Source organism: Streptomyces sp. CB02959 (assembly GCF_002803155.1).
GTDB lineage: Bacteria > Actinomycetota > Actinomycetes > Streptomycetales > Streptomycetaceae > Streptomyces.
Genome location: NZ_NNBP01000012.1, coordinates 45,590 through 63,249, shown reverse-complemented (window position 1 = coordinate 63,249; position 17,660 = coordinate 45,590). Strand labels below are relative to the sequence as shown.

13 protein-coding genes are annotated in these 17,660 nt (G+C 73.8%); 9 read left to right on the top strand and 4 right to left on the bottom strand.

Annotated elements, in window-relative coordinates:
• Nucleotides 1-54: 54 nt before the first annotated feature.
• The gene (locus tag CG747_RS20335; protein ID WP_100603204.1) at nt 55-1,176 is read right to left on the bottom strand and encodes a mechanosensitive ion channel family protein; all 1,122 of its coding nucleotides are present in this window, start codon (nt 1,174-1,176) and stop codon (nt 55-57) included.
• Nucleotides 1,177-1,465: 289 nt separating this feature from the next.
• On the opposite strand from CG747_RS20335, the gene CG747_RS20330 reads away from it, so the two are divergent.
• Nucleotides 1,466-2,002, top strand: coding sequence for an HNH endonuclease (locus CG747_RS20330; protein ID WP_006605595.1), 537 nt, complete (start codon nt 1,466-1,468; stop codon nt 2,000-2,002).
• 73 nt (nt 2,003-2,075) lie between these two features.
• Here CG747_RS20330 and CG747_RS20325 read toward each other — a convergent pair whose 3' ends face one another.
• On the bottom strand, nt 2,076-5,033 hold the full coding sequence (locus CG747_RS20325; protein WP_100603203.1) for a beta-N-acetylglucosaminidase domain-containing protein: 2,958 nt from the start codon (nt 5,031-5,033) through the stop codon (nt 2,076-2,078).
• A gap of 569 nt (nt 5,034-5,602) precedes the next feature.
• On the opposite strand from CG747_RS20325, the gene CG747_RS20320 reads away from it, so the two are divergent.
• The 7 genes from CG747_RS20320 (at nt 5,603) to alc (ending at nt 12,981) form a co-directional block, all read left to right on the top strand.
• Nucleotides 5,603-5,863, top strand: coding sequence for a hypothetical protein (locus tag CG747_RS20320; RefSeq protein WP_100603202.1), 261 nt, complete (start codon nt 5,603-5,605; stop codon nt 5,861-5,863).
• Nucleotides 5,864-5,869: 6 nt separating this feature from the next.
• Complete coding sequence (gene malQ / locus CG747_RS20315; RefSeq protein WP_100603201.1) at nt 5,870-8,035, top strand: 4-alpha-glucanotransferase; 2,166 nt, start codon at nt 5,870-5,872, stop codon at nt 8,033-8,035.
• A 115-nt stretch (nt 8,036-8,150) separates the two neighbouring features.
• Nucleotides 8,151-8,399, top strand: coding sequence for a hypothetical protein (locus tag CG747_RS20310; RefSeq protein ID WP_100603200.1), 249 nt, complete (start codon nt 8,151-8,153; stop codon nt 8,397-8,399).
• Between the two features lie 265 nt (nt 8,400-8,664).
• On the top strand, nt 8,665-9,639 hold the full coding sequence (locus CG747_RS20305; protein ID WP_100603199.1) for an acyl-ACP desaturase: 975 nt from the start codon (nt 8,665-8,667) through the stop codon (nt 9,637-9,639).
• Between the two features lie 118 nt (nt 9,640-9,757).
• Complete coding sequence (locus CG747_RS20300) at nt 9,758-10,696, top strand: DMT family transporter (RefSeq protein WP_257980562.1); 939 nt, start codon at nt 9,758-9,760, stop codon at nt 10,694-10,696.
• A gap of 35 nt (nt 10,697-10,731) precedes the next feature.
• A complete protein-coding gene (locus CG747_RS20295; RefSeq protein ID WP_100603197.1) occupies nt 10,732-11,679 on the top strand; it encodes a LysR family transcriptional regulator in 948 nt (315 codons plus the stop codon).
• Between the two features lie 156 nt (nt 11,680-11,835).
• A complete protein-coding gene (alc, locus tag CG747_RS20290) occupies nt 11,836-12,981 on the top strand; it encodes an allantoicase (protein ID WP_100603196.1) in 1,146 nt (381 codons plus the stop codon).
• A 222-nt stretch (nt 12,982-13,203) separates the two neighbouring features.
• Here the strand turns inward: alc and pepN are convergent, their stop codons facing one another.
• Nucleotides 13,204-15,789, bottom strand: a complete 2,586-nt coding sequence (gene pepN / locus CG747_RS20285; protein ID WP_100603195.1) for an aminopeptidase N — start codon at nt 15,787-15,789, stop codon at nt 13,204-13,206.
• Between the two features lie 128 nt (nt 15,790-15,917).
• Between pepN and CG747_RS20280 the strand changes: the two genes are divergently transcribed.
• Nucleotides 15,918-16,439 (top strand): DUF1203 domain-containing protein, encoded by a 522-nt coding sequence (locus CG747_RS20280; protein WP_100603194.1) that lies wholly within the window; start codon nt 15,918-15,920, stop codon nt 16,437-16,439.
• A 91-nt stretch (nt 16,440-16,530) separates the two neighbouring features.
• Here the strand turns inward: CG747_RS20280 and CG747_RS20275 are convergent, their stop codons facing one another.
• Complete coding sequence (locus CG747_RS20275; protein WP_100603193.1) at nt 16,531-17,562, bottom strand: aspartate-semialdehyde dehydrogenase; 1,032 nt, start codon at nt 17,560-17,562, stop codon at nt 16,531-16,533.
• Nucleotides 17,563-17,660: the final 98 nt, after the last annotated feature.

The following is a 17,660-nucleotide window of genomic DNA, read 5'->3' as shown; positions in this document are numbered from 1 at the left end:
AGAGGGGCATGTGACGTCAGTCACATGCCCCTCGGTGCCCGTGCGGTGCGGGAGTTACTTCCCCAGCTGCGGCGGTGCGATCGGCGTCGTCGCCTGGGACTGCGGCGACGACGGGTTGTTGAGCGCCGAGGGGGCGGCGACGACGGCGGACGGGTCGGCCGGCGCCTCCTCTTCCTCCTCGGGCACCGGGCGCGGCGCGAGGTGTATGCCGGCCGCGTCCAGCGCCTGCTTGATGCGCCAGCGCAGCTCCCGCTCGATGCCGCCGGCCTTGCCCGGCATGGTCTTGGCCGAGACGCCCAGCGTGACGGTGTCCAGCGACACCTCGCTCAGGCCCAGCACCTCCACCGGCTCCCACAACTGCTCGTTCCACGGCTCGGCCTTGGACATCGCCTCGCCGGCGTCGGTGATCGCCGCGCGGGCCCGCTCCAGGTCCTGGTCCGCGGCTATCAGCACGTCGACGGAGGCGGTGGACCAGCCCTGGCTGAGGTTGCCGATCCGCTTGACCTCGCCGTTGCGGATGTACCAGATCGCGCCGTTGGCGCCGCGCAGCTTGGTGACCCGCAGGCCGACCTCGATGACCGTACCGGTGGCCACGCCCGCGTCGATCTCGTCGCCGACGCCGTACTGGTCCTCCAGGATCATGAAGACGCCGGAGAGGAAGTCGGTGACGAGGTTGCGGGCGCCGAAACCGATCGCGACACCGGCCACCCCCGCGCTGGCCAGCAGCGGCGCCAGGTTGATCTGGAGCACGGACAGCACGGTCAGCGCGGCCGTGCCCATGATCACGAACGACGCGACGCTGCGCAGCACCGAGCCGATCGCCTCCGAGCGCTGCCGCCGCCGTTCGGCGAAGGGGGCACCTCCCTCGGGAGCGAAGTCGAGCGTGGGGGACAGCAGCCCGCCCAGCGCGGTGCCCTGGGCGGCGGCCGCGGTGCGGTTCATCCGCTCGATGAGCCTGGTGATGGTGCGGCGTATCACGTGCCGCAGGACCACCGCGATCACGAGGATCAGGATGATCTGCAGGGCGGACGTGAGCCACGTCCCCCAGTTCGCCTGTATCCAGCCGGCGGCGTTGGTGGCCTTCTGGGTGGCCTCGTCGAGGGAGGTCGGGCCGGTTGAGCCGGACGCGGCGGTGCGCAGCGGCGCGACGGCGGCCGGCGGGGCGGACCAGTACACAGCGGAACCTTCCGTGAGGGACAGCACGCCCGGCCCGCTCAGGGGCCCGAGAAGCCGGGCAGATCTACCACACTAACGGGGCAACGCGGGCGGACCGCGCCTGTGTTCGATCAAGGAGGTCCGGGGAAGGCCGGAATGAGCCGGATCTGGAGGGATCTGCGGCGCTGTGGTGGAAAACACCTCCGGCCCGTTACCCGGTCATGGTGGCGCTCCGACCAGGCACCGGGGGACACTGTGGGGAGATCGTCCCGGCGCGAGCCACGCGCCGCCGGCGTACAAGGAGGCACCCGTGCCGCACGTCCTGGTCCTCAACGCGTCGTACGAGCCGCTCGGCGTCGTACCGCTCCGCCGCGCGCTCATCCTCGTCCTCAATGAGAAGGCCGTCAGCCTTGAGGAATCCGGCGCCCTGATGCACAGTGCGACCCATGTCATACCGGCTCCGAGCGTGGTTCGCTTGAAGCGCTTTGTGAGAGTGCCCTTTCGGGGGCCCGTCCCGCTGACCCGCCGGGCGCTGTTCGCCCGGGACGGCGGGCGTTGCATGTACTGCGGTGGCGTCGCAACCAGCGTCGACCACGTCATCCCGCGCAGCCGCGGCGGCCAGCACACCTGGGAGAACGTCGTCGCCGCCTGCCGGCGCTGCAACCACGTCAAGGCCGACCGGCATGTCGCCGAGATCGGTTGGCGGCTGCGCCATCAGCCCGCCCCACCGTCAGGATTGGCCTGGCGGATCATTGGCACGGGGCATAGGGACCCGCGCTGGCTGCCTTATTTGCAGCCGTACGGCGCGGATGACGCCTTGGCCCGGATCGATGCCGTATCGGCGTAGATCCGGGTTTTTGCGTCGGTGAGACGGCGGATGCGGTGTGGCGGGGGCTCCTCGGAGCCCCCGCCACGGCGTCTCACCCGCCGGTCACCGCGTACGCCTCGACGCCCCACAGCGAGTACCCGAACCGCGTCGCCCGCTTGTCGCCCTGGACGCGGACGTAGCGGGCGTCCTTGGCGTCCATCCGGATCGCCTCCCGACCGCCCTTGCCGTCGCGGACGGTGGCGGCGGTGCGCCAGGTGCGGCCGTCGGCCGAGACCTGGATGCGGTAGGCGGCGGCGTAGGCGTCCTGCCAGTGCAGGACGACCAGTCCCAGCCGGGTCGGTTCGGGCAGCGTGAACTGCAACCAGGAGTTGTCCTCGGCGGGGGAGGACCAGCGGGTCCTGGGGTCGCCGTCGGTGGCCGCGGACGCCGGGAATTCGTCCGTCTCGTCGCCGGAGGAGGTGGCGTCCGCGCCGCGCGCCAGGTCGGGGCCGCCGGTGGGCGGGAAGACCCGGAGGGTCAGCTGCTGCTCCTGGCCGGCGAAGGCGACGGTGACCCGGTACGTCCCGGAGGGCGTGTCCTTGGGGATGTCCACGCCCAGCGGGACCAGCGCGGTGCCGCCGCGCGGGGCGGTCGCGTCCCGGGGCGCGTGGACGGTGAAGCCCTTGGGCGCGGTGACCGTCAGCGGGCCTTGCACGTCGTCGGGGCGGCGGGAGGAGAGCAGGGCCTGCACCGTGGTCCGGCCGCCGGTCTGGGCGTCGGTCGCGGTGCGGGACAGTGAAAGGCCGGCCCGCGGGCCGTCGTCGTACCACGGGGTGAGTGCCTGCACGGACGGTGCCGGGGTGTCGTCGTCCCAGATCAGGCGGAGCGCGTCGGCGCGCAGCCCGGGTGTGCGGACCTCCGTCCAGCCGGTCGCGGACAGCGGTCCCAGGCGCTGCCAGCCGGCCCCCGGCACATGCGCCTCCAGGGAGACCGCGCCGGCCGTCGGACCCGGCCCGGTGAGCGCGGTGACCGCGGCCAGCGGCCGTACCCGGGGGAACGGCACGGTCAGCGACGTCCGGCCGTCGCCGCGGTCCGGGGCCGGGGCGCCGCCGCGGGTCCCCGTCCAGGCGTTCGCCTCGGTCATCGCCCGGTCCAGGAACGGCCCCAGGACGCCCTTGCCGACCGTCACCGGGCTCTGGCCGATCTCGGTCCGCAACCGCAGCACGGTGCGCTGCGCCGCCCAGGCCGCGTCGCCGTCGTCCCGGGCCTGCGCCAGGAGGGTGTCCACGGCCTGCGCCCCGGCGTTCCCGTAGCGGGCCAACTGCTCGGCCCACGGCCCGACTTCGGCCCGCAGGTCGGAGGTCAGGTCCCGGGGCGCGCGGCTCATGGTGCCGAACGCGGAGCGCAGGGCCTGGGCGGCCTTGGCGTACTCCGGGTCGGCGCCGGGCCGGCCGCTGTCGACGGCGGCCGCGCGGGCCTTCCAGAAGCGGTCGACGAGCGGCTGGAGGTACCTCGACTCCTCGCGGTCGAGCAGGGACGACGCGGCGTTCCCGGCCAGTGTGCGGAGCGCCGTGCGGGCCTTGGGGTCGCCGCCGGCGAGGTCGTCGATGGCGGCCTCCCAGGACTGCGCGGGGCGGTAGTCGCGCGGGTTCCAGGCGTAGTCGGCGGCGGTGAACAGCGGGATCCGGGAGGCCAGCGGCTGCTCCATGGCGTTGGCGAGCAGCGCCGCCGAGCCGGTGGCGACGGCCGGCTCGCGGCCCGTGTAGGGGCCGAGGAAGATCCGGTCCTGGGCGTAGTCGTTGACCGGGTAGTTGTCCATGGTGACCAGCGGATGGCCGAACGCCTCGCGGGCGGCGGACAGTTCGCCGCCGGTGATGGTCCGCGGGACCACGCCGACGCCCGTCCAGGCCACCTCCACGCGGTCGTTGAGCGCCGCCGCCAGTGCGCTGCGGTAGGCGGTCGCGCCGTCCTGGTAGAACTCGGTCGGCATCAAGGACAGCGGCGCGGCACCGGGGTGCCGCTCGGCGAGGTGCCGGGCCAGCGCGTTGGCGACCCCCGCCTGGGCCTTGGCGGCGGCCTGCGGCCCGGTCCCGAAGATCTCCTCGTCGGCGCCGCAGTGCCATTCGCTGTAGCTGACGTCCTGGAACTGGAGCTGGAAGGACCGCACCCCCAGCGCCCACATCGCGTCCACCTTGCGGCGCAGCGCCCGCAGGTCGTCCTCCGAGGACAGGCACATGGCCTGGCCGGGGGCCACCGCCCAGCCGAGCGTGACGTGGTTGGCGCGGGCCCGCTCGGCCAGCGCCCGGAAGTCGGCGCGCTGCGCGGCCGGGTACGGGTCGCGCCACCGCGCCTGCCGGTAGGGGTCGTCGCCGGGGGCGTAGAGGTACTGGTTCTGCTTGGTGCGGCCCATGAAGTCCAGTTGGGCCAGCCGCTGCGGCCGGCTCCACGGCTGTCCGTAGAAGCCCTCGGTGGTGCCGCGGACGCCGGTGGCGGGCCAGTCCCGGACGGTCACCGAGGCCACCTGCCGCCCGCCGTCCGGGCCGTCGGTGACCAGCTGGCGCAGGGTCTGCGCGGCGTGGAAGAGGCCGTCCGGGCCGACGCCGTCCAGTGCGACGGTGTCCCGGCCGGCGACCTGGCCCACGGCCAGCCGGTAGCCGCCGGACGGCAGGTCGCCGCGGGGCGGCACCCGCAGCGCCCGCAGGGCGTCGTCCGCGGGCGCGCCGCCGGCCAGCAGCACGGGCCCGCCCGCGGGCAGCCGGTCGCCGGGCGCGGCCTGCCGGACGGTGCGCACCCCGGCGTCCCGCAGCAGCCCGCGCAGCACGTCGAGGGCGTACGGGTCGGTGTCCGGCGCGGCCACCAGCACCGCCGTCGGGCCGAGCGGGACCGCCGCGCCGAGCTGCCGCATCGACTGCGGGCGCGGCCAGACCGCGGGCGGTACGCCGGCGTCGGTGGGGCGGCCGGGCTGGTCGGGGGTGCCGGCGGCGGGGCCGGCCGGGGCCGCCTGGGCGGCCGGTACGCCGCCGAGCAGACCTCCTATGACGGCGGCGGCCAGCGCGGTGGTCCCCGCCACCCGCGCACGGCTGCCGCCCCTGCCCGTATCGGTTCTTCCGCCCCATCCGCCCCGGACCCGCACGAATCGCTCCTCGTCCCCGTATCTCGTGCTCACCGGCTCCCGCCGGTTCCCCCTGTGTCCCGCCGCCCGGTCGCCGCGTCCCCGTCGCGCGCCCAGCGGCCTGCCCGGTGGGCGGGGCCGCGGTGCAGGCGTGTGGTCGTGGTGCGCGCGGCGCGGAACCGGGGGTTTCGGCACCCTCGGCACCCGATCGGACAGACCTTCGGCTGTGAGCCCACCATTGTCGCGGCGAGGGTGTCAACCGGGCCTCGGGGGCGCTCCCGGGTACCTGGCGGATCGCCCCCTTCGTCCCCTGTCGTGATCGGGTCATGACACCGACCGCTCCGCAGGAATTGCGTTCCGGAGCGCCATCGTCCGGCGTTCTGTGCGCCGCACGGCGTTCCCCGCCGCGAAATCACCGGTCCGGGCCATACTGTGATGTGAGTCACGTTTGCTGGGTGGAGACGTCTGCCCTCGTGTCGACTGGGTAGGGCAGACGTGTCCCACTACCGATGAACGGGAGGCCCGTCGTGGCCGCATCCGCTCAACTCCTCCTCGACGCGCTCGCCGCGAAACCCTGCGGCGAGCCCGGGCTCTTCGACGGGGTGTCCGGCCCCGACTCCGGCCTGGAGGGCTCCGGCTCGTTCAGCTTCACCGAGCCGCCGCTCACCAGCGAGCCCCCGCTCGCCGACAGCGCCCCGCTCACCAGCGAGGTCCCCATCGCCGCCGAACTCCCGCTGACCAGCGAACCGACGGCCGCCGGACTGGGCACGGAGTCGATGGAGGTCTGAGCGGCCATGGGCCGCGCCCGGCTCGCCCGGCTCCACGGCATCGCCACGTCCTACGAGCCCGCACCGGGCCGCACCGTCCACATCGCCGAGGAGACCGCCGTCGCGGTGCTTGCCGCACTCGGCGTCGACGCCTCCACCCCGCAGGCCGTCCGCACCGCCCTGGCCGCCCACGAGCAGACCGCCGGCCGCGCCCTGCTGCCGCCGACCGTCACCGCCCGCACCGGCCGGCCCCCGCGCCTCCCGGACCTCCCCGACGGCACCGTCCTGAGCGTCCGCACCGAAGACGGCACGCTCATCGGCGCGGAAGTACGCGACGGCACCCCGCACGGCGGCACCCAGCACCCCGCGGCGCTCGCCGGGCTCCCGCTCGGCGTGCACGACCTCCGGGCCGACGCCCCCGACGGCCGCACCGCCCGCGCCCACCTGGTCGTCGCCCCCGACGCGGTGCCCGCCCCGTCCGGCCGCACCCACGGTTTCCTCGTCCAGCTCTACTCCCTGCTCTCCCGGCGCTCCTGGGGCATGGGCGACCTCGGCGACCTCGCCGACCTCGCCGCCTGGTCCGGACGCGCCCTGGGCACCGGCTTCGTCCAGCTCAACCCGCTGCACGCGGCGGTCCCCGGGCCCCCCACCGACCCGTCCCCCTACCGCCCCTCCTCCCGCCGCTTCCCCGACCCCGTCCACCTGCGCATCGAGCAGATCCCCGAGTACGCCCAGCTGGCCGGCGACGCGCGGGCCCGCGCCGACGAACTGGCCGCCCGGGCAGGGGAGTTGCGCGCCGATGTCCTCGACCGCGGCGCACTGATCGACCGGGACGCCGTCTGGGCCCTCAAGCGGGAGGCCCTGGAACTCCTCGGCACCGTCCCGCTCAGCCCCGGCCGGCGCGCCGCGTACTGCGACTTCCTCGCCGACCAGGGCAGCGCCCTGGACGACCACGCCACCTGGTGCGCGCTCGCCGAGCGGCACGGCCCCGACTGGCGCGGCTGGCCGGCCGGCCTGCGCGACCCCCGCTCACCGCAGACCGCCCGGATCCGCCACCGCCTGCTGGACCGGATCGACTTCCACTGCCGGCTCGCGTGGTTCACCGACCAGCAGCTGGCCGCCGCCCAACGGGCCGCCCGGGAGGCCGGCATGGCCGTCGGGCTCGTCCACGACCTCGCCGTCGGCGTCCACCCCTCCGGCGCGGACACCTGGGCCCAGCAGGACGCGTTCGCCGGCGGAATGTCGGTCGGGGCGCCACCGGACGCCTTCAACTCCCGCGGCCAGGACTGGGGTCTGCCGCCCTGGCGCCCGGACGCCCTGGCCGCCGCCGGCTACGCGCCCTACCGCGCCCTGCTGCGCGGCCTGCTCCGGCACGCGGGCGCGCTCCGCATCGACCACGTGATGGGCCTGTTCCGCCTGTGGTGGGTGCCCCAGGGCCGGCCGCCGACCGAGGGCGCCTACGTCCGCTACGACGGCGAGGCGATGCTCTCCGTGCTGGCCCTGGAGGCCCACCGGGCCGGCGCCGCGGTGATCGGCGAGGACCTGGGCACCGTCGAGCCGGGCGTCCGCGAGGCGCTCGCCGAGCGGGGCGTCCTGGGCACCTCCGTCCTGTGGTTCGAACGGTCCTACGCCGCCACCGCCACCGCCGCCGACGGCTCCCCACTCGACGGGGACGACCCGGCACCGGCATCGACACCGGAACCGGCCGCCGCCCCGGCCCGGATCCTGGCCCCCGGCGAATGGCGGGCCGGCTGCCTGGCCACCGTCACCACCCACGACCTGCCGCCCACCGCCGCCCGCCTCACCGGCGCCGACGTCGCCCTGCGCGAACGCCTCGGCCTGCTCGCCGGGCCGCCCGAGCAGGAACGCTCCCGGGCCGCCCACGAACTGCGCGAATGGCTCGGCGCGCTCACCCGCCACGGCCTGCTGCCCAAGGGCGTCCGCGACGAGGAGGCGGTGGTCCGGGCCGTCCACGGCTTCCTGCTGCGCACCCCGGCGCGGATGGTCGGCATCTGGCTCCCGGACGCGGTGGGCGACCGCCGCCCGCAGAACCTCCCCGGTACCTGGGACGAGTACCCCAACTGGCGCCTGCCCATCGCCGGCCCCGACGGCCGCCCGCACACCCTCGAAGAGCTGGCCGCCTCGCCCCGGCTGCACGCGCTGATGCGGGAGCTGTCGTCCTTCGCGGGCTGACCGCGACGGCCGCGGGCCCGGCCGGGGGCGCCGCGCCGGGCCGTCCCGCCTGCCGGGATGTCGCTTGCCCCACCCCGGACGCGCGGGGTGCAGTGCCGTCCGCTACGTTGAACGGGTGAGCAACAAGGTCAAGAACACCGCCCTGCGCGCCGGAACCATCACCGCCGGCACCGCGCTGATGCTGCTGATGTCGTCCCCCGCGTTTGCGCTCACCCGCGACGACGGTGACGACCCGGGTCCGGGCCTGAGCGTGATCCAGACGCTCGGCCTCTACGTGGTTGCCCCCATCGTGCTCTTCCTGATCATCGCCGGGCTGGTCATCGCGACCGACAAGTCCCGCAAGCAGGCCAAGTCCAAGGGCTGATCCGAGCCCCGCGCGGGCCGTCCGCCCGCGCCCATGACGCCTTCACAGGGGCGCCCACCGGTCCTTCCCGGACCGGTGGGCGCCCCTTTTCGCACACCAGGGTCGGTGATCACGAAAAACCCGACATAGGGCGTCAGTTGGGCAGCTTTGCGGGCGATTCGCCCTTGGGGAGGTGTTTAACCGGGGCGTACCTACGATGACGTAACCTACGGGGCCGTAAGTGCAAACCTACGGAGCCGTAGGTCCGTCGTCCCCAGGAGTTCCCGTGACCATCGCCCCCGACCGCCTCGACGGAGCGCGCGGCCAGGCCGCCTGGACCGACACCCGGCTGCTGTACGCCCTGGAGGAGGTCGTCGAGAAGGAGCTCAACCGGCATCTGGCGATCGCCAAGGAGTGGATGCCGCACGAGTACGTGCCGTGGAGCGACGGGCGGAACTTCGACGGGGTGATGGACGGCGAGCCCTGGGCCCTCGAGCAGTCCAAGGTCACCGCCATCGGCCGCACCGCGCTGGTGGTCAACCTCCTCACCGAGGACAACCTCCCCAGCTACCACCACGAGATCGCCACCCTCTTCGGCCGGGACGGCGCCTGGGGCACCTGGGTCCACCGTTGGACCGCGGAGGAGGGCCGGCACGGCATCGTGATGCGCGACTACCTCCTCACCAGCCGCGCCGTGGACCCGGTCGAGCTGGAGCGGTTCCGGATGGCCCACATGTCCGAGGGCTTCGAGTCCGACAACGCGCACAGCATGCTGCACTCGGTGGCGTACGTCGCCTTCCAGGAGCTGGCCACCCGGATCTCGCACCGCAACACCGGCCGGCACTCCGGCGACCCGGTGTGCGACCGGATGCTGGCCCGGATCGCCACCGACGAGAACCTCCACATGGTCTTCTACCGCAACCTCCTGGGTGCCTCCTTCGAGCTGGCCCCCGACCGGACGATGTGCGCCGTGCGGGACGTGGTCACCGGCTTCCGGATGCCCGGCCACGGCATGCCCGGCTTCGAGCGGGCCGCCGCCCGGATGGCCCTCGGTGGGATCTACAACCTGCGCATCCACCACGACGACGTGCTCCAGCCCGTGCTGCGCTACCTGAAGGTGCTGGAGATCGGCGGGCTGGGCCCGGAGGGGCTCGCCGCACAGGAGGAGCTGGGCGTGTTCCTGGACGGCCTGGACGGGCAGGCGCGCCGCTTCGACGAGCGGCAGGCCGCGATCCTGGCCCGCCGGGCGGCCCGAGGCTGACCCAGGCAGGTGATTCCTTTCACGTTTACTGAAAGGAATCGTCCGAAGTATTCGATGGACCTGATGGGTGATGGGCTGCCACGGTGGATTCGTATCCACTATCGAGGGAGAGGAAACCGTGGCAGTCCTGGAGCGGGCCCGCGCACGCCGCACACCGTCCACACAGGCCGTGGGGCTGACCCTGGCCCTGACGGCGACCGTCGTCTGGTCCGGCAACTTCGTCATCGCCCGCGCCCTGCACGAGACCGTGCCACCCGTCCAGACCGCGTTCTGGCGCTGGATCATCGCGCTGCTGGCGGTCGCCCCGTTCGCCCTGGGGCAGGTCCGCCGGGAGTGGGCGGTGATCCGCCGGCACCTCGGATTCCTGGCGCTGGCCGCCCTGTTGGGCGTCACCCTCTTCAACACCCTGATCTACACGGCCGGCAAGAGCACCTCGGCCACCAACATGGCGATGATCGCGGCCGCTTCGCCGATGATGATCGCCCTCTTCGACCTGGTCGGCGGCCGGCGCGGCGACCGTGAGCCGCTGGGCGCCCGCCGCACCGCGGGCATGGCGATCGCGCTGCTGGGCGTGCTCACGCTGGTCGGCAAGGGATCGCCGACCGCGGTGCTGCACCTGGACTTCGCCGTCGGCGACCTGTGGATGCTGGCCGCCACCGCCACCTTCGCCGGCTACAGCGCGCTGCTGCGCCGCCGCCCCGAAGGGATCGGCGGGCTGTCGTTCCTGTTCATGACCTTCGCGCTGGGCGCCGCGATGCTGGTGCCCGCCTACGCCGTCAGCCTCGGCGTCGAGGGCGGCTTCCCGCTCACCACCGGGACGGTCGGACCGCTGCTCTACATCGGGGTGTGCTCCTCCGCCGTCGCCTTCTTCACCTGGAACAAGGCGATCGCCCTGGTCGGCGCCGCCCGCGCCGGGGCGGTCTACTACCTCCAGCCGGTCTGCGTGGCGCTGCTCTCGCTGGTCGTCCTGGGCGAGGGCATCGGCGCGGTGCAGGTGCTCTGCATGGCGCTGATCGTCGCCGGGGTGGCCCTGGGGGCGGCGGGCAGCCCGCGGTGACCGGGCCGGCCGCGTCGGGTGCGTACGCTGCCCGCATGGCCGACTGGGACATCAAGAAGCTGCGTATCCTGCGCACCCTCCAGGAAGTGGGCACGGTCACCGCGACCGCCGAGGCGCTGCACATGACGCCCTCGGCGGTTTCGCAGCAGCTGACCGGGCTCGCCAAGTCCCTCGGGGTGACGCTCCTGGAGGCGCACGGCCGGCGGGTCCGGCTCACCGGTGCCGCCCAACTGGTGCTGCGGCACGCCGAGGCGGTCTTCGCGCAGCTGGAGCGGGCCGACGCGGACCTCCTCGGCTACCTCCAGGGGGAGGCCGGCACGGTGCGGGTCGGGGCCTTCTCCACCGCCATCCCGGCGCTGGTGGTCCCCGCCGTCCAGGAGCTGCGCCGCACCCACCCGGGCCTGGCCGTGACCGTGCGGGAGGCGGAGGCGGAGGCCGCGTACGAGCTGCTGGCCGAGGGCAGCGTCGATCTGGCGCTGTCGCTGGCCGCGCACGCGCCCACCCCGCGCGACCCCAAGTTCAGTCGGGTCTCGCTGCTCGCCGACCCGTTGGACGTGGCGCTGCCGGCCGGCCATCCGCTGGCCGCCGAGCCGGGGTTGCGGCTGGCCGACCTGGCCGGCGAACCGTGGATCTTCGGCAGCAGCGGCCCGTGGTCCCAGATCACCACCACCGCCTGCGAGAACGCCGGGTTCGTCCCGGAGCAGGCGCACTCCGCCGCCGACTGGAGCGCGATCTGGGCGATGGTCGCCGCCGGGATGGGCGTGGCGCTGGTGCCCCGGATGGCGATGGCGGGCGGCCTGCGGGCCCCCGGGCACGGCAGCGGGGTCGCGCTGCGGGTGCTCCACGCCGACCAGCCGCGCCGCCATGTGGTCGCCGCCGCCCGGCGCGGTTCCGAGGGGGCGCCGGGGCTCGCCCGGGTGCTGGCCGCGCTCCGCCAGGCGGCCGCCGCCCAGGCGACCGTGGGGCGCACCGGCGGCGAGTGAGTCCGGCGCCGTGCGCGGACCGCGGGCGTCCGCGCACCCGCCACCATTCAGCCCGGCTGAAGATATTCCTCACGAACTTTCGATGGACCTGTCGGGTGTTCTGCTGCGACGGTGGACCGGTCCCCAGCACCGCACACAGGAGCAGAAGGGAAACGCATGTCCGCCACCCCGGCCGCCGATTCCACCGATCCGCACGCCAACGACGCCCAGCCGTACGCCGGCGGCGACCCGTACGCCGACTACCGCGGCGGTGACTTCTCCTTCACCTCGCTCGTCGACCTGGCCGACCGCCGCTTCGGCGCCGGTGTGATCGCCGCCAACGACGAGTTCTTCGCCGAGCGGGAGAACCTGCTGAAGTCGAACCCGGCGGTCTTCGACCCCGAGCACTTCGGCCACAAGGGCAAGATCATGGACGGCTGGGAGACCCGGCGCCGCCGGGGCGCCGACGGCGACCATCCCTTCCCCACCGAGGACGAGCACGACTGGGCGCTGATCCGCCTCGCCGCCCCCGGCGTGATCCGCGGCGTCATCGTCGACACCGCCCACTTCCGCGGCAACTACCCGCAGCAGGTCACCGTCGAGGCCACCGCGCTGCCCGGCAGCCCCAGCCCCGAGGCCCTGCTCGCCGACGACGTGAAGTGGGAGGAGCTGGTCCCCCGCACCCCCGTACGCGGCCACGCCGCCAACGGCTTCGAGGTCACCGCCGAGCGCCGCTTCACCCACCTCCGCCTCAAGCAGCACCCCGACGGCGGCATAGCCCGCCTCCGGGTCTACGGCGAGGTGGTCCCCGACCCGGAGTGGCTGGACGTCCTGGGCACCCTCGACCTGGCCTCGGTGATGCACGGCGGCACCGTCGAGGACGCCTCGGACCGCTTCTACTCCTCGCCCACCCAGATCATCCAGCCCGACCTGTCGCGCAAGATGGACGACGGCTGGGAGAACCGCCGCCGCCGGGTGCGGGGCACCAACGACTGGGTGCGGTTCAAGCTCGCCGCGCAGGGCGAGGTCCGCGCCGTCGAGATCGACACCGCCTACCTCAAGGGCAACTCGGCCGGCTGGGCCCGGCTCTCGGGCTGCGACGGGAACCCGGACGACGCGTCCTCGTGGTTCGAGATCCTGCCCAAGACCAAGCTCCAGCCCGACACCCCGCACCGCTTCGTGCTGCCCCGCCGGGTCACCGCCACCCACGTCCGCCTGGACGTCTACCCCGACGGCGGCCTGGCCCGGATGCGGGTGCACGGCGACCTCACCGAGGCCGGCCGGGCCGAACTGGTCCGCCGCTTCGACGAGTTGAGCGGCTGACCCACCGGTCCCGCCGGGCCCCGTAGGAGGGGGACGGGGCCCGGCTGCGCTCCCGCAGGCTCGTGCAGAGCGGGGAGCCCCACGACCCGCCCGGCGGACGGCCACGCTCCTGACGCCCCGTCCGCCGGGCGACTCCACCCCGCGTCCGCACCCGCGGAACGGGGCGTGCCCCGGAACCGATTCGGTTCCGGGGCACGCCCGTGTCCGTACCGCGCGAGCCGGTCAGGCCTCGGCGGCCGCGTCCGCCGCGCGGGCCTTCAGGGCCCGCTCGACGCCGGCCCGGGACTCCGTCACCAGGCGGCGCAGGGCCGGGCTCGGGTCGGCCTGCGCCAGCCAGGCGTCGGTGGCGTCCAGGGTCTCCTGGGAGACCTGGAGGGCCGGGTAGTGGCCCACCACGACCTGCTGTGCCATCTCGTGGCTGCGGTTGTCCCAGACGTCCTTGACCGCCTCGAAGTACTTCGCGGTGTAGGGCGCCAGCAGCTCCCGCTGGTCGGGCTGGACGAAGCCGCCGATGACGGCCTCCTGCACGGCGTTGGGGAGCTCGTCGGACTCCACGACCGAGGCCCACGCCTCGGCCTTCGCCGCCGCGGTGGGCCGCGCCGCGCGTGCCGTCGCCGCGTGCCGCTCGCCCGCCGAGGTCGCGTCCCGCTTCAGCTCGGCGGCGATCGCCGGCTCGTCCGCCCGGCCGGTGGCCGCCAGCCGCTCCAGCAGCGCCCAGCGCAGCTCGGTGTCGACCGCCAGCCCGGGGATCTCCTCGGTGCCGTCCAGCAGGCCCTGGAGCAGGTCCAGCTGGTCGCCGGTGCGGGCCGAAGCGGCGAACGCCCGGGCCCACGCCAGCTGGTGGTCGCTGCCCGGCGCGGCCGCCCGCAGGTGCGCCAGCGCCGCCTCGGTCCAGGTGGCCAGGCCGCGTCCGCGCCACTCCGGCGCCGCGTACAGGTCCAGCGCCAGCTTCACCTGGCGGTGCAGCGACTGGACCACGCCGATGTCGGTCTCCTTGCCGATGCCGGAGAGCACCAGCGCGAGGTAGTCGCGGGCGGGCAGTTCGCCGTCCCGGGTCATGTCCCAGGCCGAGGCCCACGACAGCGCCCGCGGCAGCGACTCGGTGAAGTCCCCGAGGTGCTCGGTGACGACCTTCAGCGACTGCTCGTCCAGCCGCACCTTGGCGTACGACAGGTCGCCGTCGTTGAGCAGGATCACGTCCGGCCGGCGGAAGCCCGCCGGGAACGGCACCTCGGTCCGCTCGCCGTCCACGTCCAGTTCGACGCCGCCGGTGCGGACCAGCTTGCCGTCCTTCAGGTCGTAGTAGCCGATGCCGATCCGGTGCGGCCGCAGGACGGGCTCACCGGTCGCCCCGGCCGGCAGCGCCGGCGCTTCCTGGCGCACCGCGAACGCGGTGACGGTGCCGTCCTCCGCCACCTCGATCTCCGGCCGCAGGATGTTGATGCCGGCCGTCTGCAGCCACTTCTTCGACCAGGTCGCGAGGTCCCGGCCGCTGGTCTCCTCCAGCGCCCCGAGCAGGTCGCTCAGCCGGGTGTTGCCGAACGCGTGCGCCTTGAAGTACGCCTGCACGCCCTTGAAGAACTCGTCCATGCCGACGTACGCCACCAGCTGCTTGAGGACGCTGGCGCCCTTGGCGTAGGTGATGCCGTCGAAGTTGACCAGGACGTCGTCCAGGTCGCGGATCTCCGCCATGATCGGGTGGGTGGACGGCAGCTGGTCCTGCCGGTAGGCCCAGGTCTTCATGGAGTTGGCGAACGTGGTCCAGGAGTGCGGCCACTTGCTGCCCGGCGCGTACGCCTGGCAGGCGATCGAGGTGTAGGTCGCGAACGACTCGTTCAGCCAGAGGTCGTTCCACCACTCCATGGTGACCAGGTCGCCGAACCACATGTGCGCCAGCTCGTGCAGGATCGTCTCGGCACGCACCTCGTAGGCCGCGTCCGTCACCTTCGAGCGGAAGACGTACTGGTCGCGGATGGTGACCGCGCCGGCGTTCTCCATCGCCCCGGCGTTGAACTCCGGCACGAAGAGCTGGTCGTACTTGGCGAACGGGTAGGCGTAGTCGAACTTCTCCTGGAACCAGTCGAAGCCCTGCCGGGTGACCTCGAAGATCTCCTCGGCGTCCAGGTGCTCGGCCAGCGACGGCCGGCAGTAGATCCCCAGCGGCACCGACCGGCCGTCGGCGCCGTCCCAGGTGCTGTGCACGCTGTGGTACGGGCCGGCGATCAGCGCCGTGATGTACGTGGAGATCCGCGGCGTGGGCGCGAACTCCCACACCGTGCCGTCCGCGCCGCCCGGCTCCGGCGTCGGCGAGTTCGAGATCACCGTCCAGCCCCGGGGCGCCGTCACGGTGAACCGGAACGTGGCCTTCAGGTCCGGCTGCTCGAAACTGGCGAACACCCGCCGGGCGTCCGGCACCTCGAACTGCGTGTAGAGATAAGCCTGCTGGTCCACCGGGTCGACGAACCGGTGCAGCCCCTCGCCGCTGTTGGTGTACCCGCAGTCGGCTACCACCCGCAGCTCGTTGCGGCCCTGACGCAGCCCGGCCAGCGCGATCCGCGAGTCCTGGAACACCGCCGCCGCGTCGAGCGCCGTGCCGTTGAGCACCACCTCGTGCACGGTCGGCGCGACCAGGTCGATGAACGACTCCGCGCCGTCCTCGCCGGCGACGTCGAACCGGACCGTCGTCACCGACCGGAACGTGCCTCCGTCCTGCGCCCCGCTCAGGTCCAGCTCGATGTCGTACGCGTCCACGGTCAGCAGTCGCGCCCGCTCCTGGGCCTCTTCCCGGGTCAGATTCGTACCAGGCACCCGTCGCTCTCCTTATCCATCACAATCCGTCAGCGCATCGTCCGACCATCCTTCCACGGCACCGCCGCGCGCAGGACGACGTCCGGATCCCGCCAGCGGACCGGCCGCGGATCGCCCAGGCTGGCCGCATGACCACGTACGCACCGCTTCCCATTCCGGCCGCCACTCTCGAAGAGCTGCGCGGCACCGACGACGCCGGCCGGCCGATGGAGCCGTACCCCGCCCGCGCGGACGGAATACCGGTGGACTGCGTCGGCAGCCCGCTGCGCTGCTGCCTGCGGGCCATCGAGGAGGGCGAGCGGGTGGCCCTGGTGTCCTACGCGCCGCTGCGCCGCTGGGCGGCGGAGGCCGGCGCCGCCCCCGGGGCCTACGACGAGCAGGGGCCGGTGTTCATCCACGCCGACGCGTGCCCGGGACCGGACCCGGCGGCCGACGGCTACCCCCACGACCGCGCCGGGGCGCTGCGGACCCTGCGGCGCTACGACCGGCAGGGCCGGATCGCCGGCGGGCGGTGCTTCGAGATCCCCGAGGGCGCCACGGCCGGCTTCGAGGCGGCCTTCGACGAGGCGTTCGCCGACCCGGAGGTGGCGCTCGTCCACGTCCGGGCGGTGGAGTACGGCTGCTTCCTGTACGAGGTGCGGCGCCCCTGACGGGGGAAGGGGCGCCGAAAGCGCGCGGCCGGTGCCGGTACGGAGCGGATCCGTACCGGCACCGGCCGCGCTGCGCCGGGTGCGGGGCGGGTCAGCCGCGCAGCTCGGCGGCGACCAGCTCGGCGATCTGGACGGCGTTGAGCGCCGCGCCCTTGCGGAGGTTGTCGTTGGAGACGAACAGCGCCAGGCCGTTGTCGGCGGTCTCGTCGCGGCGGATCCGGCCCACGAAGGAGGCGTCCTGGCCGGCGGCCTGGAGCGGGGTGGGGACGTCGGAGAGCGCGACGCCGGGGGCGCCGGCCAGCAGCTCCTGGGCGCGCTCGGGGGAGAGGGGACGCGCGAAGCGGGCGTTGACCTGGAGGGAGTGGCCGGTGAAGACCGGGACGCGGACGCAGGTGCCGGACACCTTCAGCTCCGGGATGTCCAGGATCTTGCGGCTCTCGTTGCGGAGCTTCTGCTCCTCGTCGGTCTCGTTCAGCCCGTCGTCGACGATCGAGCCGGCCATCGGCAGGACGTTGAAGGCGATCGGGCGGACGTAGGTCTCCGGGTTCGGGAACTCCACCGCCGCGCCGTCGTGCGTCAGCTTGGTGGCGTCCTGCTCGATGACCTTGCGGGCCTGTCCGTCCAGCTCGGCGACGCCGGCCAGGCCGCTGCCGGATACCGCCTGGTAGGTGGCGACGACCAGGGAGACCAGTCCGGCCTCCTCGTGCAGCGGGCGCAGCACCGGCATGGCGGCCATGGTCGTGCAGTTCGGGTTGGCGATGATGCCCTTGGGCCGTTCGGTGATGGCCTGCGGGTTGACCTCGGCGACCACCAGCGGGACCTGCGGGTCACGGCGCCAGGCCGAGGAGTTGTCGATCACGACCGGGCCGGCGGCGGCGACCTTCTCCGCCAGCGCCTTGGAGGTGGCGCCACCGGCCGAGAAGAGCACGATGTCCAGACCGGAGTAGTCCGCGGTGGCCGCGTCCTCGATCGTGATCTCGGTGTCCTGCCAGGGCAGCGTCCGTCCGGCGGACCGGGCCGAAGCGAACAGCCGCAGCTGCTCGACCGGGAAGTTGCGCTCGGCGAGAATGCGCCGCATCACGCTGCCGACCTGTCCGGTCGCTCCGACGATACCGATCCTCATGGGACTCCTTCTTTCTGACCTGGCCCGCTGGCCCGGCTCCGGGTGTCTGCTGGAACACCTGCTCAGTGGCGCTCCCATCATGTGTGTGAGACCCGTCG